This window comes from Amycolatopsis sp. FBCC-B4732 (assembly GCF_023008405.1).
GTDB classification, from domain to species: domain Bacteria; phylum Actinomycetota; class Actinomycetes; order Mycobacteriales; family Pseudonocardiaceae; genus Amycolatopsis; species Amycolatopsis pretoriensis_A.
This window is the reverse complement of sequence record NZ_CP095376.1, coordinates 9,486,146-9,511,684: the sequence shown is the minus strand read 5'-3', so window position 1 is coordinate 9,511,684 and position 25,539 is coordinate 9,486,146. Positions and strand designations below refer to the sequence as shown.

34 protein-coding genes and 2 pseudogenes are annotated in these 25,539 nt (G+C 70.1%); 13 read left to right on the top strand and 23 right to left on the bottom strand.

The window, feature by feature from the left end:
- The first annotated feature begins 251 nt into the window (after positions 1–251).
- On the top strand, positions 252–575 hold the full coding sequence (locus MUY14_RS43435; RefSeq protein WP_247018550.1) for a hypothetical protein: 324 nt from the start codon (positions 252–254) through the stop codon (positions 573–575).
- Positions 576–597: 22 nt separating this feature from the next.
- Here the strand turns inward: MUY14_RS43435 and MUY14_RS43430 are convergent, their stop codons facing one another.
- The 3 genes from MUY14_RS43430 to MUY14_RS43420 form a co-directional block, all read right to left on the bottom strand.
- Positions 598–1,023, bottom strand: coding sequence for a hypothetical protein (locus MUY14_RS43430; RefSeq protein ID WP_247018548.1), 426 nt, complete (start codon positions 1,021–1,023; stop codon positions 598–600).
- On the bottom strand, positions 1,020–1,295 hold the full coding sequence (locus tag MUY14_RS43425; protein WP_247018546.1) for a hypothetical protein: 276 nt from the start codon (positions 1,293–1,295) through the stop codon (positions 1,020–1,022). The genes MUY14_RS43430 and MUY14_RS43425 overlap by 4 nt, the downstream gene beginning before the upstream one ends.
- Before the next feature lie 518 nt (positions 1,296–1,813).
- The gene (locus tag MUY14_RS43420; RefSeq protein ID WP_247018544.1) at positions 1,814–2,803 is read right to left on the bottom strand and encodes a YncE family protein; all 990 of its coding nucleotides are present in this window, start codon (positions 2,801–2,803) and stop codon (positions 1,814–1,816) included.
- Positions 2,804–2,995: 192 nt separating this feature from the next.
- On the opposite strand from MUY14_RS43420, the gene MUY14_RS43415 reads away from it, so the two are divergent.
- The 4 genes from MUY14_RS43415 to MUY14_RS43400 are packed head-to-tail and all read left to right on the top strand — an operon-like array spanning position 2,996 to position 4,767.
- On the top strand, positions 2,996–3,211 hold the full coding sequence (locus MUY14_RS43415) for a hypothetical protein (protein WP_247018542.1): 216 nt from the start codon (positions 2,996–2,998) through the stop codon (positions 3,209–3,211).
- Positions 3,208–3,897 carry a methyltransferase domain-containing protein gene (locus tag MUY14_RS43410; protein WP_247018540.1) on the top strand — a complete coding sequence of 230 codons (690 nt, stop codon included), beginning with the start codon at positions 3,208–3,210 and terminating at the stop codon, positions 3,895–3,897. Before MUY14_RS43415 ends, MUY14_RS43410 begins: the two co-directional genes overlap by 4 nt.
- Before the next feature lie 37 nt (positions 3,898–3,934).
- Positions 3,935–4,291, top strand: a complete 357-nt coding sequence (locus tag MUY14_RS43405; protein ID WP_247018538.1) for a hypothetical protein — start codon at positions 3,935–3,937, stop codon at positions 4,289–4,291.
- A complete protein-coding gene (locus MUY14_RS43400; protein ID WP_247018536.1) occupies positions 4,288–4,767 on the top strand; it encodes an RNA polymerase sigma factor in 480 nt (159 codons plus the stop codon). The genes MUY14_RS43405 and MUY14_RS43400 overlap by 4 nt, the downstream gene beginning before the upstream one ends.
- Here MUY14_RS43400 and MUY14_RS43395 read toward each other — a convergent pair.
- The 6 genes from MUY14_RS43395 to sigK form a co-directional block, all read right to left on the bottom strand.
- Positions 4,757–5,059, bottom strand: coding sequence for an STAS domain-containing protein (locus tag MUY14_RS43395; protein WP_281506226.1), 303 nt, complete (start codon positions 5,057–5,059; stop codon positions 4,757–4,759). The two genes, MUY14_RS43400 and MUY14_RS43395, sit on opposite strands and share 11 nt — an antisense overlap.
- A gap of 99 nt (positions 5,060–5,158) precedes the next feature.
- Positions 5,159–5,434 (bottom strand): hypothetical protein, encoded by a 276-nt coding sequence (locus tag MUY14_RS43390; protein WP_247018533.1) that lies wholly within the window; start codon positions 5,432–5,434, stop codon positions 5,159–5,161.
- A gap of 86 nt (positions 5,435–5,520) precedes the next feature.
- Positions 5,521–5,865, bottom strand: coding sequence for an ATP-binding protein (locus tag MUY14_RS43385; RefSeq protein ID WP_247025516.1), 345 nt, complete (start codon positions 5,863–5,865; stop codon positions 5,521–5,523).
- A gap of 90 nt (positions 5,866–5,955) precedes the next feature.
- A complete protein-coding gene (locus MUY14_RS43380; protein WP_247018531.1) occupies positions 5,956–6,330 on the bottom strand; it encodes an STAS domain-containing protein in 375 nt (124 codons plus the stop codon).
- A 101-nt stretch (positions 6,331–6,431) separates the two neighbouring features.
- Positions 6,432–7,151: an anti-sigma factor domain-containing protein gene (locus MUY14_RS43375; protein ID WP_247018529.1), complete on the bottom strand. Its 720-nt coding sequence runs from the start codon at positions 7,149–7,151 to the stop codon at positions 6,432–6,434.
- Positions 7,148–7,747 (bottom strand): ECF RNA polymerase sigma factor SigK, encoded by a 600-nt coding sequence (gene sigK / locus MUY14_RS43370; protein WP_247018526.1) that lies wholly within the window; start codon positions 7,745–7,747, stop codon positions 7,148–7,150. The genes MUY14_RS43375 and sigK overlap by 4 nt, the downstream gene beginning before the upstream one ends.
- A gap of 216 nt (positions 7,748–7,963) precedes the next feature.
- Here sigK and MUY14_RS43365 point away from each other — a divergent pair, with 216 nt between their 5' ends.
- The 3 genes from MUY14_RS43365 to MUY14_RS43355 all read left to right on the top strand — a co-directional run bounded on the left by MUY14_RS43365 (position 7,964) and on the right by MUY14_RS43355 (position 11,362).
- On the top strand, positions 7,964–8,914 hold the full coding sequence (locus tag MUY14_RS43365) for a beta-ketoacyl-ACP synthase III (RefSeq protein WP_247018525.1): 951 nt from the start codon (positions 7,964–7,966) through the stop codon (positions 8,912–8,914).
- A gap of 79 nt (positions 8,915–8,993) precedes the next feature.
- On the top strand, positions 8,994–10,577 hold the full coding sequence (locus tag MUY14_RS43360; protein WP_247018524.1) for a molybdopterin-dependent oxidoreductase: 1,584 nt from the start codon (positions 8,994–8,996) through the stop codon (positions 10,575–10,577).
- 113 nt (positions 10,578–10,690) lie between these two features.
- Positions 10,691–11,362: a fasciclin domain-containing protein gene (locus tag MUY14_RS43355; protein WP_247018523.1), complete on the top strand. Its 672-nt coding sequence runs from the start codon at positions 10,691–10,693 to the stop codon at positions 11,360–11,362.
- A gap of 229 nt (positions 11,363–11,591) precedes the next feature.
- Here the strand turns inward: MUY14_RS43355 and MUY14_RS43350 are convergent, their stop codons facing one another.
- From MUY14_RS43350 to MUY14_RS43335, 4 genes are all read right to left on the bottom strand, one after another.
- Entirely contained in the window at positions 11,592–12,026 is a 435-nt protein-coding gene (locus tag MUY14_RS43350; RefSeq protein WP_247018522.1) for a hypothetical protein, read from the bottom strand.
- Positions 12,027–12,030: 4 nt separating this feature from the next.
- Positions 12,031–12,465 (bottom strand): ATP-binding protein, encoded by a 435-nt coding sequence (locus tag MUY14_RS43345; RefSeq protein ID WP_247018521.1) that lies wholly within the window; start codon positions 12,463–12,465, stop codon positions 12,031–12,033.
- A gap of 93 nt (positions 12,466–12,558) precedes the next feature.
- Positions 12,559–12,915, bottom strand: coding sequence for a hypothetical protein (locus MUY14_RS43340; protein ID WP_247025515.1), 357 nt, complete (start codon positions 12,913–12,915; stop codon positions 12,559–12,561).
- Between the two features lie 131 nt (positions 12,916–13,046).
- Complete coding sequence (locus tag MUY14_RS43335) at positions 13,047–13,316, bottom strand: hypothetical protein (protein WP_247018520.1); 270 nt, start codon at positions 13,314–13,316, stop codon at positions 13,047–13,049.
- Between the two features lie 366 nt (positions 13,317–13,682).
- On the opposite strand from MUY14_RS43335, the gene MUY14_RS43330 reads away from it, so the two are divergent.
- Positions 13,683–14,348, top strand: a complete 666-nt coding sequence (locus MUY14_RS43330) for a fasciclin domain-containing protein (RefSeq protein ID WP_247018519.1) — start codon at positions 13,683–13,685, stop codon at positions 14,346–14,348.
- Between the two features lie 37 nt (positions 14,349–14,385).
- Here the strand turns inward: MUY14_RS43330 and MUY14_RS43325 are convergent, their stop codons facing one another.
- From MUY14_RS43325 to MUY14_RS43295, 7 genes are all read right to left on the bottom strand, one after another.
- Positions 14,386–14,685 carry a hypothetical protein gene (locus tag MUY14_RS43325; protein ID WP_247018518.1) on the bottom strand — a complete coding sequence of 100 codons (300 nt, stop codon included), beginning with the start codon at positions 14,683–14,685 and terminating at the stop codon, positions 14,386–14,388.
- A 65-nt stretch (positions 14,686–14,750) separates the two neighbouring features.
- Positions 14,751–15,677: a YeeE/YedE thiosulfate transporter family protein gene (locus MUY14_RS43320; RefSeq protein WP_247025514.1), complete on the bottom strand. Its 927-nt coding sequence runs from the start codon at positions 15,675–15,677 to the stop codon at positions 14,751–14,753.
- A 63-nt stretch (positions 15,678–15,740) separates the two neighbouring features.
- Positions 15,741–16,322 carry a hypothetical protein gene (locus MUY14_RS43315; RefSeq protein WP_247018517.1) on the bottom strand — a complete coding sequence of 194 codons (582 nt, stop codon included), beginning with the start codon at positions 16,320–16,322 and terminating at the stop codon, positions 15,741–15,743.
- A gap of 110 nt (positions 16,323–16,432) precedes the next feature.
- Positions 16,433–17,599 (bottom strand): hypothetical protein, encoded by a 1,167-nt coding sequence (locus MUY14_RS43310; protein ID WP_247018516.1) that lies wholly within the window; start codon positions 17,597–17,599, stop codon positions 16,433–16,435.
- 95 nt (positions 17,600–17,694) lie between these two features.
- A complete protein-coding gene (locus tag MUY14_RS43305; RefSeq protein WP_247018515.1) occupies positions 17,695–17,991 on the bottom strand; it encodes a putative quinol monooxygenase in 297 nt (98 codons plus the stop codon).
- A 23-nt stretch (positions 17,992–18,014) separates the two neighbouring features.
- Positions 18,015–18,353 carry a Sec-independent protein translocase TatB gene (locus MUY14_RS43300; protein WP_247018513.1) on the bottom strand — a complete coding sequence of 113 codons (339 nt, stop codon included), beginning with the start codon at positions 18,351–18,353 and terminating at the stop codon, positions 18,015–18,017.
- 59 nt (positions 18,354–18,412) lie between these two features.
- Positions 18,413–19,414, bottom strand: coding sequence for a ferritin-like domain-containing protein (locus tag MUY14_RS43295; RefSeq protein ID WP_247018511.1), 1,002 nt, complete (start codon positions 19,412–19,414; stop codon positions 18,413–18,415).
- 375 nt (positions 19,415–19,789) lie between these two features.
- On the opposite strand from MUY14_RS43295, the gene MUY14_RS43290 reads away from it, so the two are divergent.
- The 3 genes from MUY14_RS43290 to MUY14_RS43280 all read left to right on the top strand — a co-directional run bounded on the left by MUY14_RS43290 (position 19,790) and on the right by MUY14_RS43280 (position 23,142).
- On the top strand, positions 19,790–20,674 hold the full coding sequence (locus MUY14_RS43290) for a hypothetical protein (RefSeq protein WP_247018509.1): 885 nt from the start codon (positions 19,790–19,792) through the stop codon (positions 20,672–20,674).
- A gap of 55 nt (positions 20,675–20,729) precedes the next feature.
- Positions 20,730–22,469, top strand: coding sequence for a hypothetical protein (locus MUY14_RS43285; RefSeq protein ID WP_247018507.1), 1,740 nt, complete (start codon positions 20,730–20,732; stop codon positions 22,467–22,469).
- 196 nt (positions 22,470–22,665) lie between these two features.
- Positions 22,666–23,142 (top strand): SRPBCC family protein, encoded by a 477-nt coding sequence (locus MUY14_RS43280; RefSeq protein ID WP_247018505.1) that lies wholly within the window; start codon positions 22,666–22,668, stop codon positions 23,140–23,142.
- Positions 23,143–23,167: 25 nt separating this feature from the next.
- Here MUY14_RS43280 and MUY14_RS43275 read toward each other — a convergent pair.
- From MUY14_RS43275 to MUY14_RS43265, 3 genes and pseudogenes are all read right to left on the bottom strand, one after another.
- Positions 23,168–23,446: pseudogene (locus tag MUY14_RS43275) on the bottom strand ((2Fe-2S)-binding protein); the annotation flags it as partial.
- Between the two features lie 45 nt (positions 23,447–23,491).
- On the bottom strand, positions 23,492–23,701 hold the full coding sequence (locus MUY14_RS43270) for a VUT family protein (protein ID WP_247018503.1): 210 nt from the start codon (positions 23,699–23,701) through the stop codon (positions 23,492–23,494).
- A gap of 282 nt (positions 23,702–23,983) precedes the next feature.
- A pseudogene (locus MUY14_RS43265) lies at positions 23,984–24,340 on the bottom strand (site-specific DNA-methyltransferase); the annotation flags it as partial.
- A 29-nt stretch (positions 24,341–24,369) separates the two neighbouring features.
- Between MUY14_RS43265 and MUY14_RS43260 the strand changes: the two are divergent.
- A complete protein-coding gene (locus tag MUY14_RS43260) occupies positions 24,370–25,503 on the top strand; it encodes an IS701 family transposase (RefSeq protein ID WP_247013887.1) in 1,134 nt (377 codons plus the stop codon).
- The last annotated feature ends 36 nt before the right edge of the window (positions 25,504–25,539 follow it).

Genomic DNA, 25,539 nt, shown 5'->3' with positions numbered 1-25,539 from the left:
CTGGCTGCCGGAGCACCCGGCTGTGCGGGGTAAGTACGGGCGCACCGGGTAGCCCGATCGAGTGGGCGCTGCCGACCTGCGTTCCGGACTTCACGGTGGACCGAGTCGCGCGGGCGGTTGCCGGGCCAGACCTTCACCGACTGGCGGCGCATTACGCAACGACCTGGGGATCAGGCACGTACAGCGGCCGGCACTGCAGCAGGTGCGGTGGTCCGGTCCGGGGCAGAGCGCACGACGGCCCCGAAAAATCTTTGAGCAATTGGGTCGCGGAAAGCTGGTTCGCGCAATTCGCAGAGTCAGGCGTGCGCCAGGCTTCCATGCCTCAAGCATTTGAGCCTCCCGCTGCCGAGGCCGACGACTTCCCGGTGCTCGACCCGCCACAGGGCAGCCGGATCACCGACGACTTTCTGGTCCGGGTCCGCAGCGCTTACGCGCTTTGCCTGAGACGGGGCTTGCCGCCCGCGCCGACGATCGCCGAGCTGGCGGCCGTTTCACCGCGGACCGTCCACAAGTGGGTCTACACCGCTCGGACCCGCGGCATCATGCCGCCGGGGAACCGGGGACGGGTCGGATGAATTCGCTTCGCGGCACCTCGGGTCAGCCTGGAGGAGCAGCAGCCATCGCCGTCTGCATTTCGGATCGCACGACCGCGCACAGCTTCCTCGAAGTCGCAGCTCCGACCCCGAGCTCGCGTCGCAGATTTTCCGCTGAAATGGGACGTTGGTAGCGATCCAAATGCTCGCGGTTGAGACTCCTCGCACGTTCCGACTTCGCTTCGGTATCTGCAGCTGTCGTCTCGATCGTCGGCCCCTGGACGACCAGGACTGCGCGCTCCGGCTCCGCCACCGGGTCGGACGCTGAGCCGTCGTGATCCTCTCGCTGATCTTGCGCGATGTCGACGATCTGCAGGCTTCGGAGCAATGCGGGACCGACCTCGGCCCAGCCAATCAGCAGCAGCGGCCCAACTGCATCAAAGCCAGCCTTGCCCCACTGACCTGCACAGATGGGGTCGGCAACGTTCAAGCCAGCGTCGCGGTGCTGGCTGCCAGCAGGAGGCGCCGGGCTGGCCGCAGCACCGTTTCCGGAGCGCCGTGCATCGCCAGATGCCTAGTACCTACGAGCAGGCCGAGCACGGTCAGATCCAGCGCCGGGGCCACGAGCGGAGCGACGTACGCCGGAACACCGATCCGCAGCGCCAGGGCCAGGACGTTGCCGAAACCGAAGAGGAAGGTCAGCCCGATGACGATGCCCATCATCGTGGTCACGAACCTGGTCACGCCGTCCGAGGAGCCCATCACGACCTCCCGCGCATCGACGGGAGGTCGTACGTGCCCTCGATGACCAGCGTGCCGGTCAGCCGAGGCCGATCAGGGTGATGATGGTCTGCGTGGTGCCCCCGACCCGGCTCGGACAACATCCGCACGTCGGGACGCCCCCGCCGACCTGCGGATATCCACCACAGTAGCTCTCTCCGTCGCCCGCCGTGAGCGGTCCATCTGATCATCTGCATGTGTCGAGAACGGTTACCGTCGGCCTGCCCGGAAACAGACTTAGCGGGCCGAACTTCCCCAAAAGCGCGATGCTCGGCGGAGACGCAAATGTAGTCGAGGGTCGCCGTGCGGCAAGGGACGCAGATGGAGGCGGTCGTCGTGGCGACCTCGCGACCGTCGAGGCGAAGTTCGATCCGGCCGCTTAGCGCCCTGGCCGCCGGTGCTCTGGCGGGCTGGCCTCGCATTGAACGCCCAGCCGTTATCGAACGGGCAAGGGAGGCGGAGAAGTCGGCCGTGCTGCTCGGTCAAGAGCGATAGTGCGCTCAGGGAGCCGGGATGATTTCGACGACGCCTCCGGTCGTCCCGGTGACGAACAACGTGCCGGTTCCGGGTTCCACGGCGACCGTGTTCGGCTGCCGCACGGTCGGCAGCCGGACGATCTCCCGTGGCGAAGTGCCGGACAGGTCCACCCCGACGACCTCGTTGCGGGCGGTCAGCGTCACCCACAGCCGGTCGCGGGTCGGGTCGTAGGTGACGCCGTAGGGCGTGCCCGGCAACGCGAGCCAGCTCAGGGTGTGGGCCGGTGTAGCCGGGTCGTAGGTCAGGACGGCGTCACCGCGGGTGTCGATGACCGCGAGGTGGCCGTGGCGGTCGGCGACGACGTGGGTGGGTCCGGCTCCGGCGGGCAGCCGCGCGACCCGGGTCAGCGTCGTGGCGTCGTAGACGCTCAGGTCGTTCTGCCGCACGTCGACGAGTGAGACGAGGTTGCCCACGGGTGCCAGTACCGCGGGCTGGGTGACGTCGGTGAAGGTGTGGATGACACGGCAGTTCTCCACGACGACGACGCTGCGGCCGTTTTCGTTGGCCGCGAAGATCCGGCCGTCGGCGGCCCGCGTCGCGTCGTGCGGCGAGGAGCCGGCCGGGGTGTTGCCGGTGACCGTCCCTTCTGGAAGGGAGACGGTGAGCAGCCGATCGGACGTCTCGTCCGGCACGAGTACCGGCCCGCCGGGCGCGGCCAGCTGCAGGTGCCGCAGGTGTCCCGGCAACGTCGTCGACGCCACGACCGCGCCGGTCCCGGCGTCGAGGAGCACCAGCCGATCCGGATTGCGCACGCCTACGACGACGCGGTGAGTCACCCCGTCGGCGACGATGCCCTCGGGCAGGTCGCCGACACGCACCGTGCGCCCCGCCGGAGCGCGGCCGACCGGCGGGGAGACGGCTGGTTCGGCGGCCGGTGGAAGCTGCGGCGGTGCCGGTGTACTGCAGGCGGTCACCAGGAGGGTGCTGCCGAGCAGGACTCGGATTCGTCGCATGAAGCCCCCGATCAGGTCGCCACACACGGTAATCCCTGAAATCCGTCCCAGGCCGACCTGTAAGCGATCAGTAAGAAAGTCCGTCCCTTTCCCGATTCGAGCAGAAATAAGCCTCGAACAGCTCGCCGTCTTCGAAGAGGAAATCGTACTTTCACGCCCATCCGCGCCCCCGCACGGACTCGAATACTGCGCATGGAGTGCGAGGTGATTCTGCTCTGTCTGGACGAAGCTGACGCGTCGTCCGCGATGCTGGCTGACGACACCACCGGCATCGCCCGGGCGTGCGGCGGCGCCCGGGTGGTGAGCGAGCGTCGTCGCGGCTGCGGGGCCGAGGTCCGCACCTGCCTGCTTGCGGTCGGCGCCCTGCCTGGTTCGCGATTCGCGGCGGCGGTGGAGGTGGTCCAGTGACCACGCCGCTCGACCGGCAGCTGCCCGGTCAGGAATTCGATCCCGCGTTGCGCGGCACCGCGAGGACGTTGCAGTTGGACGACGATCGCGTGCTTCCGCTGCGGACACGGCGGTGGCGGCGGCCGGCGGGGCGCGGCGACCGCTGGCTGCTCGACCGCTGCGAGGGCAGCACCCTCGACCTCGGATGCGGACCCGGCCGATTGGTCGCGCACCTCGTCGCCCGCGGGATTCCCGCGCTGGGCGCCGACAGCTCGGCGACCGCGATCGGCCGGTGCCGGGAACGCGGGATTCCCGCTGTCCAGGGCGATGTCTTCCAGGCGCTGCCCGGCGAAGGAACCTGGCGCACGACGGTGCTGGCCGACGGGAACATCGGCATCGGCGGTGACCCACTGCGGCTGCTGCACCGGGTTCGCGAGCTGCTGCACCCGGACGGGCGGCTGTTGGTCGAGACCGCCCCGGACGCCGCTGGGCTCTGGCGCGGCGAGGCGCGGCTACGCGATCGGCGCGGCGGTACCGGTGGCTGGTTCCCCTGGGCCGTCCTCGACCTGCACGCGTTGCGAGAACTGGCGGAGGCTATCGGTTTCCGGGTGTGCGCGGTGCGGCAGGGCCACTACCGGCACTTTGCCGACGTACGGCCACGAACAGGTGATGACCGGCGTTTGAACACGCCGAGCGGGGGTAAGTGAAGATGTCAAGGGCGAGTGAAGCGAACGGGGCGGGCCGATGACTGCAGTGCATGTTCAGCCGCTACGCCCGGCTTCGTCGGCGGTATGCCACGTCCAAGTCGCCGACGGCGCGATTTCACTCCGCATCGCCGGCGATATACGCACGGACAACGACGTCACATCTGTCGTCGACGAACTCGCCGAAGCCTGCGGGCTGTGCTGCGGGACGGTCCTCGTCGACGTGACGCGGTGCGCCGTCGACGGCGAACTGCTCGTCGCGCTGATCGGCGACGCCGCACTACGAGCAGAGCGGACTCGCTGCCGGGTCAGGGTGCTGGTCAACGAACCTGAGGTCGCGTTCGCGCTGACCAGCGCCGGAATCGCGCACGCCGAGCTTCCGGCAGATGCACGGTGAGCGCCGCGGCCTCGACACCGTCACCCGAATGGGTAAGACCGATCTCCATACCGATCGCCGACCGCCTGCTGGCCACGACCTACCTCGTGCTCCGCCGCTCCGGGCTGCGCGCGCGAGCTTGCCGCCGGACCTGCCGAAAGGCGTTGCCCGGCTTGTCCGCCGAAGACCGCCCTGCTGGCCGGCGGATCCGGCCGGAAGACTTCGCGGCTCTGCGCCTCAGGCTGGGTCGCAAAGGGCGATCGGTCAGGTTCGACGCGGCGGTCGACGAAGCGCTGCTGCTCGACGCGATGCTGTCACTGCCCCCTCGGCAGCGGTTCGTGGTGCGCTCGGCCGTGACCGGGCACTGGTCGGTCACCGACATCGCCGCGCAGACGGGATGGACTCGCGGTCAGGTGCACACCCTGCTGCGCGCCGGCTTGAAAACCCTTGCGACACAAGGCGCCCCCGGCGGCCGCCTGACGTCGTTCAGCTGGTGAAGGCGGCGAGGGCGTCGGCGCGGGTGTCGAACACGCTCAGCAGGGTGCCTGCCAGACCCAGCAGTTCGAAGGTCTGCCGGTTGTGCACTCCGGCCGCGATGTGCAGCGCCACCGCGTCGTCGGCCGTGGCGTGAGCGAGACGGACGATCTCGTTGGCGCCCGTCGAAGCCAGGAAGCTGACCTCGGCCAGGTCGAGTACGAGCCGCTGCGGCCGGCCCGCCAAGATGATCGCGAGATCGTCGCGCATGTGCGGGGTGCTCACCATGTCCAGTTCGCCAGTCACGGCGATCACCAGCGTTGCCTGGTCGACCCACGTCGGGACGACCGTGACCGGGGACGTGCGCGCGGTCGTGGCATCCGTGAGGTGCAGGTAGGGCAGGAGTTCCCTGAGCTATGGCAGGAGAGCCGGCGGGATGTCGATGCGCAGCTGGATCTTATCGCGGGTGCAAGTGAGGGCGAGTTCGCGAAGTTCCTGCGGCAGGCCCTCGTCGCAGTAAGTCACCGCGGACAGCGCGATGGTGAGCGCGCGGGCTGAACTCGCTGCGGCGTACGCGCGCGCAGCGCGCAAGCTCTCGCGCAGCTGGGGATACGCCACCGGGCCGAGAGCTCCGGACACCCGCACTTCCACCACGCCGGAATCGGTTCTCGCGGACGGAATGGTGATCATCCAGTCCGGCTGCCTACCCGCATCGCCCATACCGACGAGTCTTCCAGTGCTGACGCCGTTCGGCGCGCTGATGTGCCCTCGCGCGGTCAGCGAGCGAAGGTCATGGTCACCGTGGTGCCGGCGGCGGTCTTGTCGACGACCGCGGCCGCGGAAAGGGAGCGGATCAGCGGGAGCCCGCGGCCGTGCAGCGGACCAGGCCGGGCTTCCGATTGCCACCGGCCGTGGTCGGCGACGGTGACGACCACGACATCGCCGCGGCTCGACGCGTGCAGGTCGAGGACGCCGTCGCCGCCTCGGTAAGCGTGTACGACGACGTTGGCCATCGCTTCGTAGGCCGCCAGCAGCACCGCCTGCCGTGCCTCCAGATCCAACCCCGCGCGGATGGCCCACCGGTCAAGCTGTTCCCGCAGCTGAACGAGCCGGCCGGGCACCGCAGGCACGGCGACGCACCGCAGATCCTCGATCGTGGCGTCATCTGCGGGTAGGCAGCGGTCGGGAGCGGGCTCGGGCACTGCGGAAGATCACCGGGAGAGCGCGGCGGAGACGGTGGGAACGACGGCCAATGCTTCGAGCAGGCCGGTCAGCTGCAAGGTGCGCGCCACGACGCTGCCGTCAGGAGCGACAACGCGGACCTTCGCGACCGGGTCGGCGGTGTGCTGTGCTCTGAGCAAGATCGTCATGCCCACGGACGCCATGAAGGACACCCCGGCCAGGTCGATCACGAGCAGGTCCACAGTGCTCACGAACGCCGTCGCGACCGCCTCCTCCAGCAGTGGCGCGGTGAGCAGATCGAGCTCTCCGGTGACTTCCAGAACGCACGCCGAAGAGCCGTCGTCGGGACGGTGCGAGGTCACGCGCAGCAGATCCTGCGGGAAGACCTGACCTTCTGCGGTCACCCACACATCCCTTCGCCCGGCTAACCCTCAACCGTTACCCCTGTGACGTGAAGGTCAAACGTGAATATTTGTGCACCCCGTCACTTCAGTTGACCAGCAGGTCAGCTGACCGCAAGGTCCGCAACCGACGGTGTGGTCGGCTGCAGCGATCCGGTCGCGGGCTCGACGGTCACCGAAACACCGTCGACGCCAGCGGGCAGAGCGGCCTCGACAGAGCCACCGGGCCCGACCAGTCCCGCCGACCGCGGCGCACCCGGCCCGGTCAGCCACACCTCGTAGGCATGGCCGGCGTCCAGCGACGGCAGGGCCCGCGCGGCGACCAGGACCTTGCCCAGCTGCCGCGAGACCGTCGCCGAGACCGAGCCGCCGCCCGCCACGGCCGCGCGCACGGTGGTCGCGTCGGACGCGGACGTCACCGCACCGCCATCGGCCACCGGCACCGGGCTGCCGGGAACCGACTGGTCCAACCCGATGCTGATCCCGCCAACGAGGACCGCCGCCGCCGCTGCGACGGACGCGATCCCGATCAGCGCGCGCTTGCGCCACGGGCGCCGCCGCGCCGGAACGGCGGGCTCGGCCGGGACGCAGGGTGGCAGCTGCCGGGTCTGGGAGATCTCGGCCAACACGCGCCGGCGGAAGCTCCCGCCCGGGGCAAAAGCAGCGGCGGTGCCCAGCAGGGCGGCGGTCTCCCGGAACCCGGCGACCTCCTCGGCGCAGACCGGGCACTCGCCCATGTGCCGGGTGAAGGCCGCGCGTTCGAGGTCGCCGACCGCGTCGAGGGTGTACGCGCCGGCGAGGATGTGGACGTCGGCGGTGGTCATCGGTGCACTCCCAGAGCGTCGCGCAAGCGGACCAGCCCGTCCCGCATGCGGGTCTTGACGGTGCCGACCGCGACACCGAGCTTTTCGGAAACCTCCCGGCAGGTGTAACCCTGAAAGTAGGCGAGCAGGATCGACTCCCGCTGGAGATCGGTCAGAACCGTCAACGCCGCACGAACCTGCGCCCGGTCGTGCCGATCGAGCATGGTCTCGGTGACGTCGTCGTACGGGCGGCGCAGGTCCAGCCGGTCGGCTCGTTCCTCCCGGTTGACGCCCGCCTGCTCGGACCGGACGCGGTCGATCGCGCGCCGGTGGGCGATGGTCAGCGCCCAGGTCTGCACGCGCCCGCGCCCGGCGTCGAACGTCGCCGCTTTTCGCCAGATCTCAAGCAGGACCTCCTGCGTGACCTCTTCGGCGTGGGCGCGGGATCGCAGTACCTGGAGCACGGTGCCGAAGATCGGCCCGGCCAGCTGATCGTAGAGCGCGGCGAAGGCATGCTCGTCCCCGAGCGCGGTTCGGGCGAGCAGCTGTTCCGGCGTGTTCTCCGGCTCCGGCCCCGCGCCGGGCGCGGAGCGGAGCGCGACTGCGCGGGCGGTCATGGCACCTGTCCTTCCCGGCGGGCGCCGAGTCACTCGCCGCGGTCGGCGGCGTGTCACGAGGGGTTCGTCCCGGCCGACTCGTCCGGATTGGTGCTGTGACGAGAAACCCAGCCGGTCACCCACACGGAGGAGTGAGCCGGAGCTGTCCACAGTGGATCAGGCAAGCCGCGGCGCCGGCCGGTCCGAACGGGAGGTGAACTCGATGAGGAGAATGCGATGCCAGGCTCGACAGTGGTCTCGTTCGGGCACTACCAGCCGGGCCGGACGGTCACGAACGACGAACTGGCGGACCGGCTGGGAACGTCGGACGCGTGGATCCGTGAACGGGTGGGCGTGCGCAGCCGCCGGGTCGCGGCCCCCAGCGAGTCGGTCGCCGACATGGCAACGGCCGCCGCGGAAGCCGCGTTGCGGCGATCCGGGTACAACGCCGGCGACGTCGACCTCGTGATCGTCGCCACGTGCACCGCGTTCGACCGGATGCCCGGCGTCGCCTGCCGCGTCGCCGAACGGCTGGGAATCGCCGCGCCCGGCGCGTTCGACCTCAACGCCGCGTGCTCGGGCTTCTCCTACGCGCTCGCCGCGGCCGACCACGCCATCCGCGCGGACGCGGCCACCCGGGCCATCGTGGTCGGCGTCGACAAGATGAGCGACTTCCTCGACTGGACGGACCGGTCGACGTGCGTGATCTTCGGCGACGCCGCGGGGGCGGCCGTCGTCGAGCGCGCCCCGGCCGGGATCGGGCCGGTGGTGTGGGGTTCGGACCCGGCGAAGGGGCACTGCATCACGCTCGAGGCCGCCGGGCCCGGCGCGCTGCCCGCGGTGTTCCGGCAGGAAGGGCAGGCGGTGTTCCGCTGGGCCACCACTGCACTCGCCCCGATCGCCCGGGAAGCGTGCCGCCGCGCCGGCGTCGACCCGGCCGATCTCGGCGGTGTCGTGACCCACCAGGCCAACGTCCGCATCATCGAAGCGCTGGCCCGCAAGATCGGGGCGACCGGCGCGGTAATCGCGACGGACGTGACGGAATCCGGCAACACCTCGGCCGCCAGCATCCCGCTGGCGCTGTCGAAGCTCATCGAGCGCAGGGAAATCGCGGCCGGCGCACCGGTGCTGCTGTTCGGGTTCGGCGCCGGGCTGACTTACGCCGGGCAGGTCATCAGCTGCCCGTGAACTCGGAGCTTTCACCCGATCCAGTGAGACGAAAACACCGCGGACCAATACCGCGACCGCGCCGTCTCGAATTACCGGCATGACCGCCACCGAGCTCGATACCCCGGAAGCTCCGTCAGCACCGTCGCGTGCGCGGCTGCGATTCTTCGCCGCCGCGTTCACCGGCATCCTGGCGCTGGCCGCCGCGCTCGCGGCCGGGCACCTGGTGGCCGGGTTCATCAGCATCAACGCCTCCCCCTACCTCGCAGTGGGCAACGGCGCGATCGACCTGACGCCGGTGGAGTTGAAGGACTTCGCCGTCCGCACGTTCGGCACCTACGACAAGCTGGTGCTGCTGGGCAGCATGGCCGTGGTCATGGTGGGGGTCGCCGCGCTGGCGGGTGTCCTGTCGCGACGGTCGCCGGTGCCGGGAATCGCGCTCATCGCCGTGTTCGGGCTCGTCGGCGCGTTCGCGGTGTCGCAGCGTCCGGACCTCACCCTGATCGCGCTGCTGGCACCGATCGCCAGCCTCGCCGTAGGTGTCGTCGTTTTCGTTCTCCTGCACCGGATCGCGCCCCGGGTGTGGCGGGAAACCGGTTCGGAGGAGAAGACCGGGACGTCGCGGCGATCGTTCCTGCTCGGCGGGGCCGGGGTCGTGGTCGGGGCCGGCGCGGCCGGGCTCGGCGGTCAGCTGATCAGCTCGACGCGGGACGCGACGGCGTCGAGGGAGGCGATCGGCAAGCTGGTGCCCGCGCGAACCGCGCCGATGATCCCGGCCGACGCCGACTTCGCCAAGCTGGGCACGCCGCCGTTCCTCACCCCGAACAACAAGTTCTACCGCGTCGACACCGCGTTGTCGGTGCCGCAGCTGCGCGCCGAAGACTGGAGCCTGCGGCTGCACGGCATGGTCGACCGGGAGGTTCGCTTCAGCTACAACGACATCCGGAACCGGCCATTGGTGGAGCGGACGGTCACGATGACGTGCGTGTCCAACGAGGTGGGCGGGGACTACGTGTCGACATCGAACTTCATCGGCGTCGACCTGGCCGACCTGCTCGCCGAAGCCGGCGTGAAGCCCGGGGCCGAGCAGCTGTTCTGCACCAGTGTCGACGGCTGGACGTCGGGGACGCCGGTGGCGGCGGCGCAGGACCGCGGCCGGGGCGCGATGCTCGCGATCGGGATGAACGGCGAGCCGTTGCCGCTGGAACACGGATTCCCCGCGCGGCTCGTCACGCCCGGCCTGTACGGGTACGTCTCGGCGACGAAATGGGTCGTCGACATCGAGGTCACCACCTGGGCAGCCCGCCAGGCCTACTGGCTCAAACGAAGCTGGAGCCAGGAAGCACCGATCAAGACCGAATCCCGCATCGACTCGCACCGCGGGTTCGCCAACGTCTCCACGGGAAAGGTACGTGTCGCCGGGGTCGCCTGGGCGCAGCACACCGGGATCGAGAAGGTCGAAGTCCGCATCGACCAGGGGCCGTGGCAGGAAACCACACTGTCGCAGGAGGTCAACCTCAACACGTGGCGGATGTGGTGGACCGAGCTCGACATCCCCGCGGGCGTGCACCAGGTGTTTTGCCGGGCCACCGACAAGTCCGGCTACACCCAGACCGATCAGCGGGCGGGAACTGTCCCGAACGGCGCTACAGGGTGGCACAACGTCACGTTCACCGCAGCCTGAGAATTTCTTCCCGATCGACCAATCCGGCTCCCGTCGGGCGCCGAATCACCAGCAACAAGAGGTTCTCGCCGACTAGGCAGCCTCAGCCGCGTAATCAATTGGAGTGAATTCCCGTGCGTAATCTTCGTATCGCCGGTATTGGTCTGACCGCGGCCGCCGCGCTCACCCTCACCGCGTGCAGCGGCAGCGACTCCGCTTCCTCCTCGTCCAGCAGTGCGCCCGCGCCCTCCTCGTCCGCGGCCGCCCCGTCCTCCAGCGCCGACGCAGGTGCCGGCGACGGCATGACCACCAACGCCGACGTCTTCGGCCCCGCCTGCTCCCAGCTGCCGCAGGGCTCCGCGCCCGGTTCGCTGGACTCGATGGGCCCGCAGCCGGTCGCCTCCGCAGCCTCGACCAACCCGCTGCTGACCAAGCTCGTCGCCGCGGTCAAGGCCACCAACCTGGTCGACACCCTCAACAGCGCCCCGGCCATCACGGTGTTCGCCCCGGCCGACCCGGCGTTCGCCGCGCTGGGCGACGCGAAGTTCAACGAGCTGGCGGGCAAGCCGGCCGAGCTGGCGCCGATCCTGCAGTACCACGTCGTCGGCAAGCGCTACAACGCCAAGGGCCTCGAAGGCGCGGGCACGCTCGACACGCTGAACGCCGCCGGCGGGCCGCTGAAGATCGAGGGCACGGGCGAGAACATGACCGTCAACGGCGCGAAGATCCTGTGCGGCAACATCCCCACCAAGAACGCCACCGTCTTCGTGATCGACAAGGTCATGACCCCGGGCACCAACAAGTAAACACAGATGTCCGGTCGCCGACGGGTGACCCGACACCGTACGGCCGTCTCGGCTCCACTACCTCCTGGAGCCGGGGCGGCCGTCCTTCTGGTCTGGCGGCGGATTGCAGGAGATCCGCCGCCGGGGGACGCCGAAGCGGCGGCGTCCTGCCGGTCGTCGTCACCGCTGGGTCACTCCAGGGCGCTGACGGCGGCCGGCCCTACCCGGGCCGGGTGTGACTTCTTTGCGCTCAGCGCAGCTGAATACCGCCACCGGCAACGTTTCCCCGGCCGCTGCAGTCGGCCACCGAGCCGATGTACTTGCTGTCCGCCACGGTCGTCCAGATTCCGTAGCTGATCGCGCCGTTCTCGCACTGCGCGTACGCGCGGTACTGGCCGTACCCGGCGGGAAGCCGGGAGCACTTCACGTGGAAGTTCACCCCGCTCGCGCTGGTGTTGTACGTGCAATCGGATGTGGTGCCCGCCGCGGCAACCCCCGTGGTGACCGCCAGCCCGCCGCCGATCATGACGGCCACGGCCACCAGAGATGTACGCACGCTCATCGAAATCCCCTTTCCTGCCTGCCCTTCACCGGCCGCCCGGCGGACAGTCCGGCTGTCGTTCTTGACGACGCAGCAGACACGGCTGACCCGGCCGGCAGTGTGATCTCGACCGACCTGATTCACCCGATCAGGGAACAGCGGGAAAGACCTTGAGCGGTACCAGCGCCCACACCACCTTGCCCACGCTGTCGGCGCGCACGCCCCAGTCCAGGGTCAGCTGGCCCACGAGCCGCAGCCCGAATCGGCCGGATCCAGGCCCGCAGGCGTGCACCGGCGTGACGTCCGGGTCCGCGTCGCTCACTTCGACCAGCAGGTTCTCGGCGGTGCGGGTGACCCGCAGCTCGTGGACCGCGGTGGTGTGCTGGTAGGCGTTGCCGACCAGTTCGTCGATCACGAGCAGGACGCCGCCGTACCGATCGTCCGGGCACGCCCCGAAGGTGAGGGCCTCGGCGACCACGGACCGGACCCGGCGGAGATCCGGCCGATCGCTGAGCGCGACTGTCGTTTCGGCCGCCGCGGCGAGCCGATCGGTGAGTCGCGCCAACTCCTGGTCGAAATCCATTGCTGAAACCCGGCTTTCCCTCGACGCCTGTCCCGGTTCGGTGTTCGGGCCGGTTCGCCATCCGGATTGGTGCCGGGATCCGGATTCACCGGTTCAGTCGAACGTGAAGGGGTAGGCTTGGACGCCAGGGGTGATCGTCAAGGTGAGCTGCCCGGTGTGCAGGTCCGGCGTCTGGCTGAGGCGGTAGAGGTTCGGCGTGCCGCTGACGGTGATCGTTCGAGGGGGCCGCCCGTCGTCGGTCGAGACGGTGACCGTGCCGGTTCCGGCCAGGACCAGGTTCGTGCTCTTGGCCGTGTACCCGAGCCGCACCTGCGCGCCCGGGCCCGCGGTCGCCTTCTCGTAATCGACGGTCCACTCCCCTCGAAGGCCAACTTGCCGTCGGGGACGGTGACCGGGAACCGGTAGGTCGCCTGCTGGTCCAGCGTCAGCGGGGTGCCACCCGGCGCGCAGGTCTTGGGGAGTTCGCCGTAGCTGAGGTAGGTCTCGCGGGTGGTGCGCTGGTCGGTCGGCCGGGTGTCCGGCAGATCTTCGGGCTTCGGGAGTGCGATGCCGTGGTGCGTCTGCTGCAGCCGCGGGGGCGGTCAGCCGAGATCGAGCAAGCCACCGCCGAGGAGGCCGTCGTAGCAGTCGCCCTCGTCGTCGTGGTGGCCGCCGGTGATGTGCAGGCCGAGCAGGATGCTCAGGTGCAGGCCGTAGGAGTGGTGGTGGCCAGGTTCGTGGTCGGCGACCGAGGCGGTTGCCTGCGGAGCCGTGGTGGCGGCCGAAGCCGCGGCGGGGGCGGCCAGCAGGAAGCCGAGTGCCGCGGCGGGCAGCGCGGCGGTCGCCAGAATGCGACGGCGGAGTGTGCTCACGGTGGATCTCCTTCTCCTCGACCGAACATCGGACCCGATCCCGGCGGGATCACGGACCATTCGAGGCGACCGGGTGCGGCGGACAGGGCCAAGGTCCTCGGACCAACCCTGTGGGTGACGCCCCGGTGGTCCAGGCATGGCCCGGCCGGAAAGCCGGCGACCGGTTCGGTGTTGCCTCGAGTTGGCCGTCCTCACTCGATCGGGCCAACCGAGGAACACTCGGCCATCCGTACCCGCGACGGCAGCGAACGCATCCGTGAAGCCCCCGAGCCCGGTTCGGCGTCGACGCCGAACGACCAACACCAGGCGGCGACATCGTGAGTCCACGGTGGACAGCGGTGGTCGCTTGATTCGGAGTGATCTTTCGTGAACAAGCTTCGTACCGCCGGAATCGGTCTGACCGCGGCCGCCGCGCTGTCCCTGACCGCGTGCGGCAGCGGCAGCTCCGCCTCGAGCGCCAGCAGTTCGATGGCCCCGTTGACGTCGATGACGGCGAGCGCCGCGGGCATGACGGGATCCCCGGACGGCGTGACGACCAACGCCGACGTGTTCGGCCCCGCGTGCAGCCGGCTGCCGCAGGCTTCCGCGCCCGGCTCGCTCGACTCCATGGGTCCGCAGCCGGTCGCCTCGGCGGCGTCGACGAACCCGCTGCTGACCAAGCTCGTCGCCGCGGTGCGGGCCACCAACCTGGTCGACACCCTCGACAGTCAGGACGCGATCACGGTGTTCGCGCCCGCCGACCCGGCTTTCGCCGCGCTGGGCGACGCCAAGTTCGCCGAGCTGGCCGGCAATCCCGCCGAACTCGCGCCGATCCTGCAGTACCACGTCGTCGGCAAGCGCTACGACGCCAAGGGCCTCGCCACAGCCGGCTCGGCCGCCACGCTGAACACCGCCGGCGGCCCGCTCAAGATCGAGGGCTCGGGCGAGAACATGACCGTCAACGGCGCGAAGATCCTCTGCGGCAACATCCCCACGAAGAACGCCACGGTCTTCGTGATCGACAAGGTGCTGACTCCCGGCACAGCCAAGTAGCACCGGCTCCGAGCCGGGTCTGCGGCAGAGATGGCGGTCAGGCGAGCATCTGCATACCGCCGAAGAAAACCACCAGCAGGGCCCCGATTCCGAAGCCCGTCAGGAGCGCGCCGCCGAGACCGGGCCGGATCCGGACGCCCGCGTAAGCCAAGCCCAGCGCGAGGATCATCCAGGCACCCACCGCCGCGAGGTGCGTCATCATGGTGCTGCTGAGGTCGAACGCGACTTTCGCGCCACCGGCCACGATCAGCGCGAAGACAACCGTGATTCCCGCGCGGCTCCACCGGTTCCAGGTCGCACCGCCGGTCGACGCCGGATACGGGTGACTGCGGGTCATGGTGACCTCCTCGTCGGATCACCCCAGTCTCACACGATTCGCGCCCGATGATCCTTACCGCACGATTACCGGTGTTCGGGCGTCCCGGCCAAGACGATGCGTGCACCCCGCGCGAGCGCAATCCCACCGATGACAGCGGCCACGACGACCCACGACGAGACGTTGAGCTGAGCGACACCCGAGAGACCGTGCCCGAGGGTGCAGCCGCCCGCCAGCCAGCCACCCGCGCCGAGCAGGAACCCACCGACGACCAGCCGGACGTAGCGGACCCGCCGCTCGCTGCGGACGCGCAGACCGCCGGTCACGCGGGCGGCGATCGCACCACCCAGGACGATGCCCGGCAGGAACGCCGTCAGCCACCAGTTCGGCTCGCCGGTGGCGAGCCCGGTCACCGCGCCGACCGTGCTGGGGCCGAAGCTCGCGCCGCCGGCACCGGCCAGCACCCAGCCCACGATCGTTACCACTCCGAGCGCCACCCCGGCGACCGGCCAGTTCCACTGCCCGCGCCGTGGGTGATCCGCGTGGCGCCACAACCCCAGTGCCGCGACGACGGCAGCGAGGAACGCGAAGGCGAACGCCACCCGCGGGATTCCGAGCAGAGCGGGAACGGTCGCGGCGGGCCCCGGTGGCAGCAGAGTCGGCCCGGGGAGCACGACTTCTCGGGCGGACAGCTCGCCGACGGCCCAGCCGCCGAGGCCGGCCAAGCAGCCGAGCATGCCCGAGCCGAGTTTGAAGAACAGGCCGGAAACACACGTGCTTGCCACCGCCATGCCCACACCGATCACGAGCCCGCCGACGACATCGGCGACCGGCGTGAACGGCAGCCCCTCGTCCAGGCCACCGGCAAGGGGAGTCAGGAACAGCACCGAGAGACCGGCCGCAGCGATCGCCACGCCCAGCAGCCAGCTGCGGGCGAGCCGGAAACGTCCGGTGAGGGCGCCCGCGAAGGTCGCGTGAAAGCACAGCTGCGCTCGTTGCAGCACATAGCCCATCGCCACCCCGGCGGTCCCGCCGGTGACGATCGTGATCGTGAGTCCGGGGATGACGCTCCTCCTCTACCGTTTCCGGGTGGTTCGGAACCCGGCCGCCACCGGATCGGTCGCCCGTCCGGGCGCCGCGGCTGCCCGGTGATCTCGTTGCGCGGGAACGGCGGGAACGGTGGAGCTGTCTGCTGTGGACGCTCGTGCGGCGAGCACGATCGCCGCGGCGAGCAGGACGATGTCCTTGAGCACGTACTGGCCCTCGAGGGTCGGTGCGTGCCCGGGACCGCTGAACAGCCGGCCGGGCAGCAGCACGAGCGGGGAGAGGATCCCGGCCAGCTCCAGCGCCAGCAGATACCGGGCCCGGTGGAACCACCGGCCGGTCACCAGCGACAGCCCGATCACGCATTCAAGCGCCGCCGTCCCGGCGAGCGCGGCGGGATAGGGAACCAGCGTCGGTACCGCTCCCGCGGTCAGCTCGTGGATGGTGGCCTCGACCAGGTTCTCGGCGGGACTGACGCCGGGAAAGAACTTGAGCACGCCGAAGCCCAGGAACACCAGTCCCATGCTGATCCGCAGCAGAGTCAGCCCGTGCCGTACCGCCAATCCGGCCAGGAGGTCGTGGACGACCATGGTTGTGGCGCGAAACGTGTGCACTGCGACCTCCACTGCTCGTCGGCGCTGTCATAAGACGTTCGCGTCGACGAGGTGCGGAGATCGGCATCGCCATGCTGGTGGGTGAGGGCGTCCACCCGATCGGCCCCGGTTCACGGGTGCCGGATCAGGGTGGCCTGCGTGGGCGTCACCGGGAACCACGCGTCCCGCCGCAGGATCCAGGTGCCGTCCGAGGTCGCGTGGACGGTGCCGAGGTTGATGACTGCGGCGGTGCCCGGGAATCCGCCGGCGACGATGCGGTTGCCCTCACGCAGCACGCCGGGACCGGCGGTGACCGTGGTCTGCTCACCGGGGCCGCCGGCCAGGCCGACCGGCCGAGCGGTGGTCGCGGTCCGGGCGTTCAAGCCGGATGTCCGCAGCGACGTCAGGGCTGTGCCGGCGGAAGCGGTGGGGCCGCCGCCGGTGACGACGCCGATCAGCCCCTCGTGGAGCGTGAGCAGGTCGCCCGGTTGCGCGTCTGCCGCACCGGTGACGGCGAAGGTGCCGTCGAGGCGCGGGGTCGCGGTGACGGTACGAGTGGCCGGATCGTCTGCCGCCGCGGCCAAGGAGGCGATGCCCCGTTGCCCGCGGTCGCCGAACGCGAGCTCGGTGTTCCACGCGGCTGCCTGCGGCGGCAGGTCCACGGTGAGCACCCCGTCGAGGGGCGAGCCAGCGGCGTCGGCGATCTCGTGCTCCACGGCGCTCGTGCTGAACCGGGCGGCGGGCATGCCCGGCGCGACGAGGGCGACCGCCCAGCTGCCGCGGGCCTGGTCCCCGGGTGCCGGCCTGGAGACGACGAAGCCGTAAGCCGCCGGGGCGGGCGCACTCGTGGAAACGGTCACCTGGGCCCGCACCATCAGCGTCGTGGTGTCCGGCGTGCCGGTGGTCGACGGCGTGGTCATGAAGCCCAGCGACGTCTTTCCGGCGGCGTCGTCGCGGCGCAGGACGACCAGCGTCGCGTTCTGCCCGCCGAGCGGACCGGCGTAGAGCACTGCGGCTTCCGATCCAGGCGCCCCGGCCGGGCCGGCGTTCGCCCAAGCCAGCTTCGCCCGGCCGACCAGCGCGGTGTCCCCGGCCAGCGGGCCACGAGCCGGCCACTGGGTCACCGCCACGGGCTGGGCCGGGGCCTCCTCGCCGCCCGGGACCGTCGCAAGCACGGCGCCGCCGCCGGCCAAGACGACCACGGCCACCGCGACTCCCGTCGAAGTCCGCCGCCGTCGTCGTGCCCGCGTCCGCAGCACCCGATGCGCGACCGAAGCAGCCTCTGGGTGCTGGCTCATCGTCGTCCCTTCGGCTGTGCCGCGCGGTGTCCGATTCCACGAGCCGGTGGAGATGCCTATTGATCGCGGCGATCACCTCGAAAAGCAGGCGAAGGTCACGTCACCGCGATGACGTCCACGGGGCGGATGTCCGGGTCGGCAGCAAGCAGGTCCGCGGCGACCTGGCCGAGCGCGACCGGGATCTGCCCGCCCAGGTGGGCTTGCCGGCCTTCTTCGGTCTCGAAGGTGTCGAAGATGCCGTAGGTGGTGTCGTCGATCTTGAACGCGTACCAGGTGACGGTCCCGGTCTCGGCGAGCGCGAGTTCGCGGCCCTGCTCGAGGAACGCGGCGAGTTCGTCGCCCTTGCCGGGCTTGGCTTTGAGAGTCGCGAGAAGTCCTCGGTCGACGGTCATGGGCAGGTCCTTTCGGTGGTGCGTCAGGTGGCTTCCATGTCCACACCGGCCACTCGCGGGGACGGCTCCGGCCGTGGGGTGGGCGTCGGCTCGGCAGGCGGCGAGTCGAGCACGAACCGCGTCAAGGCGGTGTGGGGATCCAGGCCGCGGAGCCGGTTGAGCTCGCCCAGCGGCTTGCGGAGCTGTTCGAACTCCGGGCCGATTTCGCTGCTGATCTGCTCGTGGGCGTTCGCGAGTGCGTCCTTGGCCTGCTGCGCTGTCTTGCGCACGGTCGCGATCGCGCCGGGCAGGCGTTCCGGTCCGAGGATGAACAGGGCCGCGACCAGCAGGACGAGCAGGTGTTCCGGGCTGAGTCCGAGCATCGTGCCTCCGGTGACGGGGTGCGGGACCGCCCCGACGGCGGTCCCGCACCCCCGTCGGGTCAGTTGGCGGCGCTGGTGTTCACTTCGCCGTTGACGCCCTTGGGGAAGAACCCGCCGGACTTGGCGGCCTTGTTCGTCAGGTACACGATGTTGAGGACCTGGCCCGGCGAGCGGCTGTAGGCGATGCCGTTGGCGTCCGTGGGCACGATGTTGGCGTTGCCGTGGCTGTCGATCACGCCCTGGTCGTCGTCGGTGGGACCGTCGAGGCTGTCACGGGCGTTGGACAGCTTCACGCTGGCCTCCCGCAGGTCACGGCCGAGCAGACCCAGGCCGAGGATGCCGTCGGTGTGCTGGTAGAGCGCGCTGCGGATGTTGCCCGCGTGGTACGCCTCGACGGCGAGGATACCGGCGGCGGCTTCGAGGTAGGTCTTGTTGCTGATCAGCGGCGCGGCCCCCTTGTAGGCGGTCACGCCGACGTCTTCGAACAGGAACGCGGCGAGCAGGAAGTTCTCCTCGCAGGCGAACGCGTCGAAGCTGCGGCCGGGCTTCACGAGACCGGCGGCCTGGGCGGCGGCGGTGAAGCTGGACTGCAGGTCGATCGCCGGCCGGCTGACCGCGGCCGAGCCCAGCGCCGAGCGCAGGAACTGGACGTGCGCCTTCTCGTCGCCCGCGATCTCCTGGGCGTACTGGCGCGCGGCCTTCGTCTTGAACTTCACCGCGCGGCCGCCGGTGACGCCGCCGCGGGTGCCGGTCCCGGTCGTCATCGAGTCGGCGAGGCCCTTGCCGGTGACGGCGTGCAGGTAGAACTCGGCTTCCAGGTACTCCAGGTTGAGCGCGAAGTTGAGGACGGCGCCGTCGCTGACCTCGGCGGACGCGGCGGCTGCCGCCGCGGTGGGCCGGGCGGTCGCGGCGGACGCGGTCCCGGTGGCGAGGCCGCCGAGCGCACCCGCGCCGACGACGCCGAGCCCGGTCATGCCGGCCGCTTTCAGGAAACGGCGCCGGTCCTGGTCGTTCTCCGCGCTCCGGTTGATCATCGAAGCGGCATAACGCTTGCCAAACACGGACGAACTCCTCCCCGCCCGCGCGCGAGCGGCGGGCGTCACCCACCGCCGAGCCTCCCGGCGCTGGGGGATGGATCCTTCGTGGACAGTTCACGTTCGAGGCTGTCCGCGGGGCGGATGGGTTGATTCCCCAAGCGGGTGGCAGGCGGCGAACCGGGCCGGCGACCGAGAGTGTCCAGCCGGGTGGTCACGGGTCACCGGCGGAGCGGTTTCCGCACTTCACGGCAAGAAAATCAGCGGGTTTACCCGCTACTCAGCGGTAGCAAACCCTATTGGAGTGAAAGAAAAAACTTCGATCTATCCCCAATCCGGTGAAGGTCATCGCCCCGAAATACGACTGACAGTGAAGTCCACACTCGAAGGGGGGTGAGATGGATGGATACTTCCCTGACAGATGACGCACCGACGGGGCAGCCGCTCTTGCTGCGGATGCTCGTGGTCGCCGGCGCGTTGTTCGGCTTCACCCTGCTGGCCATGGCCGTGTCGGGGACCGCGCACGCTTCCGAGGGGCCGCCCCCGGATCGGCCCGGGTTGCTCGACCACATCGGGAGCACTGCTCACGGTGTGCTCAAACCGGTCGAACCGGTGCTCACGCCGGTCACCGAGCCGGTGCACGCGGTGACGTCGCAAGTGGCTCAGGTCGCGAAGCCGGTGACGAACGGGCTCGAGCCCGTGCTCGCGCCGGTCACGCGTCCGGTGCTGCGCGCGGCGGAGCCTGCTCTGTCGGCCCTGCGTCAGGTCACCGAGCCCGTGCTGCACGCGGTGTCCCCGGTGACCTCGCCGGTGCTGCGCGCCACGGCACCGCTGACCGCACCGGTGGCGCGGGCGGTCGGGGCCGGGGACGTGGTCCCGGTGGTCACCGGGCGCCAGGACGGCGACCGGCAGGCGAAGCCCGCGCCGCGTGAAGACATCGTGTCTTCGCCGAGCGTGACTGCGCCTGCTCCGGTCTCGGTCACTCCGACCGACCCGCAGCGTTCGCATGTCGTGCACGCTGCTGTCCGGTCGGCTTCCGAACATTCCGGTTCGCGGATCGGTGTTGCCGTTCCGATGTCGGGATCCGGTGGCGGCGGGCTGCCCGTCGACGTCTCCGGCGTGAGCGGGGCGATGTCGGCCGGATCCGGTGCGCAGCACGGTGGCGAATATGCCGTGACCGCGTCCCGTTCGGTCATGCCGGGTACGGATCGCACGTGGCGAGCGCCGCCCGCGGGCGCGTGGTCGTTGCACTGGCTGGAGTACTACGGCAACGACCACCCGAGCTGACGCACCCTTTCCACCCTCGAATCCATAAAGGACAGATGGTAAGGAAAGGGAAGTCATGCACAAGTACGTGCGACGCGGCCTGACCGCCGCGTTCATCTCCGGCGGGTTCGTCCTGCTGGGATCAGCGGTGGCCAGTGCGGACACCGGGAACTCGGGCCCGCTCGGCGGGCTCGGCACCACGCTGCACTCGGTCGTCTCCGGCACCGCCTCCGGCGGCAACGGCGGCGACTCGGGCTCCGGCGGGAACGCGAGCAGCAGCAACAACGCTGTCAGCGGGAACTCCGGCAACTCGGGCAACTCCGGCTCCACCGGGCACAACAGCGCTTACGGCGTCTGTGTCCTGGCCAAGTGCAGCACCTCGGTGTCCTCGGGCAACTCCGGGAACACGGGCGCGACCGGCTCCACCGGCAACGCCTCGAACACCAGCACCACCACGGGTGGCAACTCGGGTAACGCCGGCAACGGCGGCTCCGGGACCACGGCGTCCTCCGGCAAGAACACCGCCGGTGGGCACTCCTCGCGTGGCGGGATCCTCGGTGCCGTGGACTCCGTGGCCGGTACGGCCAAGGGCGGCAACGGTGGCGACTCCGGCGACGCCGGAAACGCCACCAGCTCCAACTCGGCGGTGTCGGGAAACTCGGGCAACTCCGGGAACTCCGGGTCGACCGGCGGCAACAGCGCCTACGGCCTCTGCCTGCTGGCGCAGTGCTCCACCACGGTGACCTCGGGTGACTCCGGGAACACCGGCGCCACCGGCTCGACCGGCGACGCGAGCAACACCAGCACCACCACCGGCGGCAACTCCGGCAACGCGAGCCACGGCGGCGACGCCACCGTCGTCAGCGAAGGCCACAACTCCGCCACGAACAACGGTGGGCACAGCTGGGGCTGGAACCGGCACGACCAGGGCGGCCAGACCGGCGTCCTGGGCCGGGTCACCGGCTCCGCGACGGGTGGCAACGGCGGCAACTCCGGCGACGCCGGAAACGCCACCAGCCACAACAACGCGGTGACCGGGAACTCCGGCGACTCGGGCAACTCCGGTTCCACCGGCGGCAACTCCGCCATCGTGTGGACGCTCGGCGGCCAGGACAAGGGCCGCGGCCACGGTGGGCACCAGTACTGCGGTGGCAACCACGGCAGCACCTGGAACCACCACGGCAGCTGGAAGCACGAAGGCACGAAGTCGGCCACCACGGTGACTTCGGGCAACTCGGGTGACACCGGCGCCACCGGCTCGACCGGCGACGCGGGCAACTGGAGCACCACCACCGGCGGGAACTCCGGCTGGGCGGGCAACGGCGGCGACGCCACCGTGGTCAGCACCGGTCAGAACTCCGCGATGAACAACGGTGGGCACAGCTGGGGCTGGAACCGGCACGACCAGGGCGGCAAGACGGGCGTCCTGGGCTCGGTCACCGGCACCGCCACCGGCGGCAACGGAGGCAACTCCGGCGACGCCGGGAACGCCACCAGCCACAACAACGCCGTGAGCGGCACGTCCGGCAACTCGGGCACCTCGGGCTCGACCGGCGGCAACACCGCCGTCACCTCGACCCGCGGGCACGAGCAGCAGGGCCGTCACCACGGTGGCTGGAAGCACGAAGGCACGAAGTCGGCCACCACGGTGACGTCGGGCAACTCGGGTGACACCGGCGCCACCGGCTCGACCGGCGACGCGGGCAACACCAGCAGCACCACCGGCGGCAACTCCGGCTGGGCGGGCAACGGCGGCGACGCCGGCGTCATCGCCACCGGCTGGAACACCGTCGCGCACGCCCCGCACACCGTCTGACGGGCGCGGCCAACACCGGGCGGGGCACTGGGAAACCGGTGCCCCGCCCGCTCGTGCGGCGCCCCGGTCACGCGCCCCCGGCGGGGATCCGGACACCGCGAGCAGGGCGACATCGCCGGCCGCAGGAAGCCGCTGACGAGCGTGCCGGCGACCGCCGAACACCCCGGCGAGGCTTCGGGATGGCAAGCTGGAGATCATGACAACCGAACGGTTCGAAGTGCACCGCCGGATCGCCGCGCCGCCGTCCACGATCTTCGCCCTGCTGTGCGATCCCCGGGGACACGTGGCGATCGACAGCTCGGGAATGCTCCAGTCCGCCGACGGGGATCCGGTCCGCGCGGTCGGCGAACGTTTCGTCGTCCACATGGACCGCGAAGCGCTCAACGACTACCCGATGGGCAAGTACGACGTCACGGTGATCATCACCCGCTTCGAGCCGGACGCCGCGATCGAATGGACGATCTCCGGAACCATTCAGCCGCCGATCAGGCATCTCTACGGTTACCGGCTCGAACCCGACGACGCGGGAACGTTGCTGACGTCGTACTACGACTGGAGCCAGATCGAACAGCGATACCGCGACAAGGACATCTTCCCGGTGATCCCCGAAGCGGCGCTGCGAGCCACGCTCGGCATCCTCGCCCGGACTGTCGAAGCCCGGCCGGCTGGGTAAGCGCGATCCCGGGGACCGCACCCGGTCACATGTTCTCCGCCCCGGCCTTGATCGCCTCCCGGATCCGCGCGTACGTGCCGCAGCGGCAGATGTTGCGGATCTCGTCGAGGTCGGCGTCGGAAATCTCCCGGCCCGCGGCCCGCACCTGCCGGACCTTCGCGACCGCGGCCATGATCTGCCCCGGCTGGCAGTACCCGCACCGGGCGACGTCCAGCTGCAGCCACGCCTCCTGCATCGGGTACAGGTCCTTGCCGACGGTGGCGGGCAGCCCTTCGATCGTCGTGATCTCGTCGGAGTCCTTGACGTCCGGCTCGGTGTGCCGGAGCGCCACGAACGCGGTCACGAGCAATTACCCCGCGGTCATCACCGCCACCACGAGGATCAGGCCGAGGCCGGCGCTCAACGTCCCCGCCACGAACACGACGCTGTCCACCGCAAGACCGGCGACGTTCGAGCCGATCATCGCCAGTGCCCGGCTTCGCCGACGCATCAGCCACGCGTAAATGAACGCATCGATCGTTTCCGAGACAACGAAGGCAAGCGCGCTGGCCGCCGCCACCGCCGGGGAACCCAAGCAGCCACGACAGACCGGTCCCGCAGCCGATCGCCGCGGCGACTCCACGCGGACCGAAGCATCGTGCAGGTGCTCGCTACCCGAGTGCCGCGCCCGCGAACCCGGCTCCGAGCGGAACGGCGAGTACTTCCAGGTTGAACGTCGCGCCCGACGTGGCTTCGAGATTCGTCGCGAGGATGACTCCGGCGTGGCCGAGCGCGACTGCTGGCCGGCCTCGGCGTGGTGCGCCCCGCGGCTCGCCGGGGTGTTCAATCGGGACTGACATCGTCATGCCGTTCGCCTGCTCAACGGTGCAGCGTGCTGCATCTCAACCGGACTGGAGGACGCGTCGTTGGCCACGGGTCGGTCGGCTTTGCGGAACACGATGACGTCCTCGTGTGCGATCAGGTGCAGAGGAAGACCGGCGTTGCGCTGTTTGCGGATGAAGTCGCGCTGGAAAAAGCTGCCGCGCACGACCAGCTCGTCATCCGCGACGCGAGCCAGCAGCGCGACGCAACGCTCGACCGGCACCAGCCCCGCCGCAGCACCGCAGGCGATGACCTGGGATGGGAGGTCGATCAGCTCGGCGTGCTCGCGCCACGGCCGGACCGTGATCGCGCCATGGCCGCCTAGTACTGCAACGGCAGTTAGTGGTGTTGTGGTAGATCATCCTGGTGGTGGTCGATGTGGTGATGGATCAGCTGGACCGGGTGCATGAGCGGATTGCGGGCCGGTTCGCGCGGTCGGAACCTCGAGGTCGGGCGCGGGAGTATGTGTCTGGGCTGGTCGCGGGTCTGGAGCGGAAGAACGGGTGGACGCTGGCCGAGCAGGCCGGTGAGGTCTCGCCGGACGGGATGCAGCGGCTGCTGCGCTGGGCGGACTGGGACATCGACGGTGTCCGCGACGACGTTCGGGACTACGTGATCGAGCATCTCGGCGAACCCGGTGGCGTGCTGATCGTCGACGACACCGGGTTCCTGAAGAAAGGCACCCGGTCGGCCGGCGTGCAGCGGCAGTACTCCGGCACCGCCGGACGGATCGAGAACTGCCAGATCGGCACCTTCCTGGCCTATGCCGGTGCCGGCGGACATGCACTGATCGACCGGGAGCTCTATCTGCCCGAGCCGTGGATTGCCGACCAGGATCGGTGCCGGCGAGCAGGGATTCCGGCCGGGACCGAGTTCGAGACCAAACCCCGCCAAGCCATGGCGATGCTGGCACGGGCATTCGCCGCGAAGGTGCCGTTCACCTGGATCACCGCCGATGAGGCCTATGGGCAGGTCAAGTACCTGCGGTTGTGGCTGGAAGCCCACGACGCCGCGCACGTGCTGGCCACCAAGGTCAACGACACCCTGGTCTCCACCGGCGGTCGCGAAGCCCGCGCCGACGAACTGATCGCGCAGTTGCCCGCTCGGTCGTGGCGGCGGCTGTCGGTCGGTGCCGGGGCGCACGGGCCCCGCGAGTACGACTGGGCGCGGGTGCCGATCCGGATCGGCTGGCAGCCGGGACGTGGACACTGGCTGCTCGCCCGCCGCTCACTCTCAGACCCGACCGAGATCGCCTACTACGTCTGCTACGGACCTCGCCGTTCGAGCCTGCTGAACCTGGCCTGGATCGCCGGGACTCGCTGGCGGATCGAGGAGTGTTTCCAGCAAGCCAAGAACGAAGCCGGACTCGACCACTACCAGGTCCGGTCCTGGCGGGCTTGGTATGCCCACATCACCCTGGCCATGCTCGCTCACGCCTGGCTTGCGGTCTCCCGATCCCTTGTCGCAAAAGGGGAACCGGCGTCGCCGAGCCGGGCATGATCGGATTCACGCTACCGGAGATCAGGCGTCTGCTTA

What these genes read in the sequence shown, in the direction of transcription:
- MUY14_RS43420 (WP_247018544.1), bottom strand. Translation starts at nt 2,803, where the DNA reads ATGCGACGAATCCGAGTCCTGCTCGGCAGCACCCTCCTGGTGACCGCC.
- MUY14_RS43285 (WP_247018507.1), top strand. Translation starts at nt 20,730, where the DNA reads ATGCACAAGTACGTGCGACGCGGCCTGACCGCCGCGTTCATCTCCGGC.
- MUY14_RS43390 (WP_247018533.1), bottom strand. Translation starts at nt 5,434, where the DNA reads ATGATCACCATTCCGTCCGCGAGAACCGATTCCGGCGTGGTGGAAGTG.
- MUY14_RS43320 (WP_247025514.1), bottom strand. Translation starts at nt 15,677, where the DNA reads ATGGGCTATGTGCTGCAACGAGCGCAGCTGTGCTTTCACGCGACCTTC.
- MUY14_RS43290 (WP_247018509.1), top strand. Translation starts at nt 19,790, where the DNA reads ATGGATACTTCCCTGACAGATGACGCACCGACGGGGCAGCCGCTCTTG.
- MUY14_RS43425 (WP_247018546.1), bottom strand. Translation starts at nt 1,295, where the DNA reads ATGGGCTCCTCGGACGGCGTGACCAGGTTCGTGACCACGATGATGGGC.
- MUY14_RS43325 (WP_247018518.1), bottom strand. Translation starts at nt 14,685, where the DNA reads ATGACCCGCAGTCACCCGTATCCGGCGTCGACCGGCGGTGCGACCTGG.
- sigK (WP_247018526.1), bottom strand. Translation starts at nt 7,747, where the DNA reads ATGACCGCCCGCGCAGTCGCGCTCCGCTCCGCGCCCGGCGCGGGGCCG.
- MUY14_RS43345 (WP_247018521.1), bottom strand. Translation starts at nt 12,465, where the DNA reads ATGGATTTCGACCAGGAGTTGGCGCGACTCACCGATCGGCTCGCCGCG.
- MUY14_RS43375 (WP_247018529.1), bottom strand. Translation starts at nt 7,151, where the DNA reads ATGACCACCGCCGACGTCCACATCCTCGCCGGCGCGTACACCCTCGAC.
- MUY14_RS43280 (WP_247018505.1), top strand. Translation starts at nt 22,666, where the DNA reads ATGACAACCGAACGGTTCGAAGTGCACCGCCGGATCGCCGCGCCGCCG.
- MUY14_RS43405 (WP_247018538.1), top strand. Translation starts at nt 3,935, where the DNA reads ATGACTGCAGTGCATGTTCAGCCGCTACGCCCGGCTTCGTCGGCGGTA.
- MUY14_RS43415 (WP_247018542.1), top strand. Translation starts at nt 2,996, where the DNA reads ATGGAGTGCGAGGTGATTCTGCTCTGTCTGGACGAAGCTGACGCGTCG.
- MUY14_RS43360 (WP_247018524.1), top strand. Translation starts at nt 8,994, where the DNA reads ATGACCGCCACCGAGCTCGATACCCCGGAAGCTCCGTCAGCACCGTCG.
- MUY14_RS43300 (WP_247018513.1), bottom strand. Translation starts at nt 18,353, where the DNA reads ATGCTCGGACTCAGCCCGGAACACCTGCTCGTCCTGCTGGTCGCGGCC.
- MUY14_RS43365 (WP_247018525.1), top strand. Translation starts at nt 7,964, where the DNA reads ATGCCAGGCTCGACAGTGGTCTCGTTCGGGCACTACCAGCCGGGCCGG.
- MUY14_RS43310 (WP_247018516.1), bottom strand. Translation starts at nt 17,599, where the DNA reads ATGAGCCAGCACCCAGAGGCTGCTTCGGTCGCGCATCGGGTGCTGCGG.
- MUY14_RS43305 (WP_247018515.1), bottom strand. Translation starts at nt 17,991, where the DNA reads ATGACCGTCGACCGAGGACTTCTCGCGACTCTCAAAGCCAAGCCCGGC.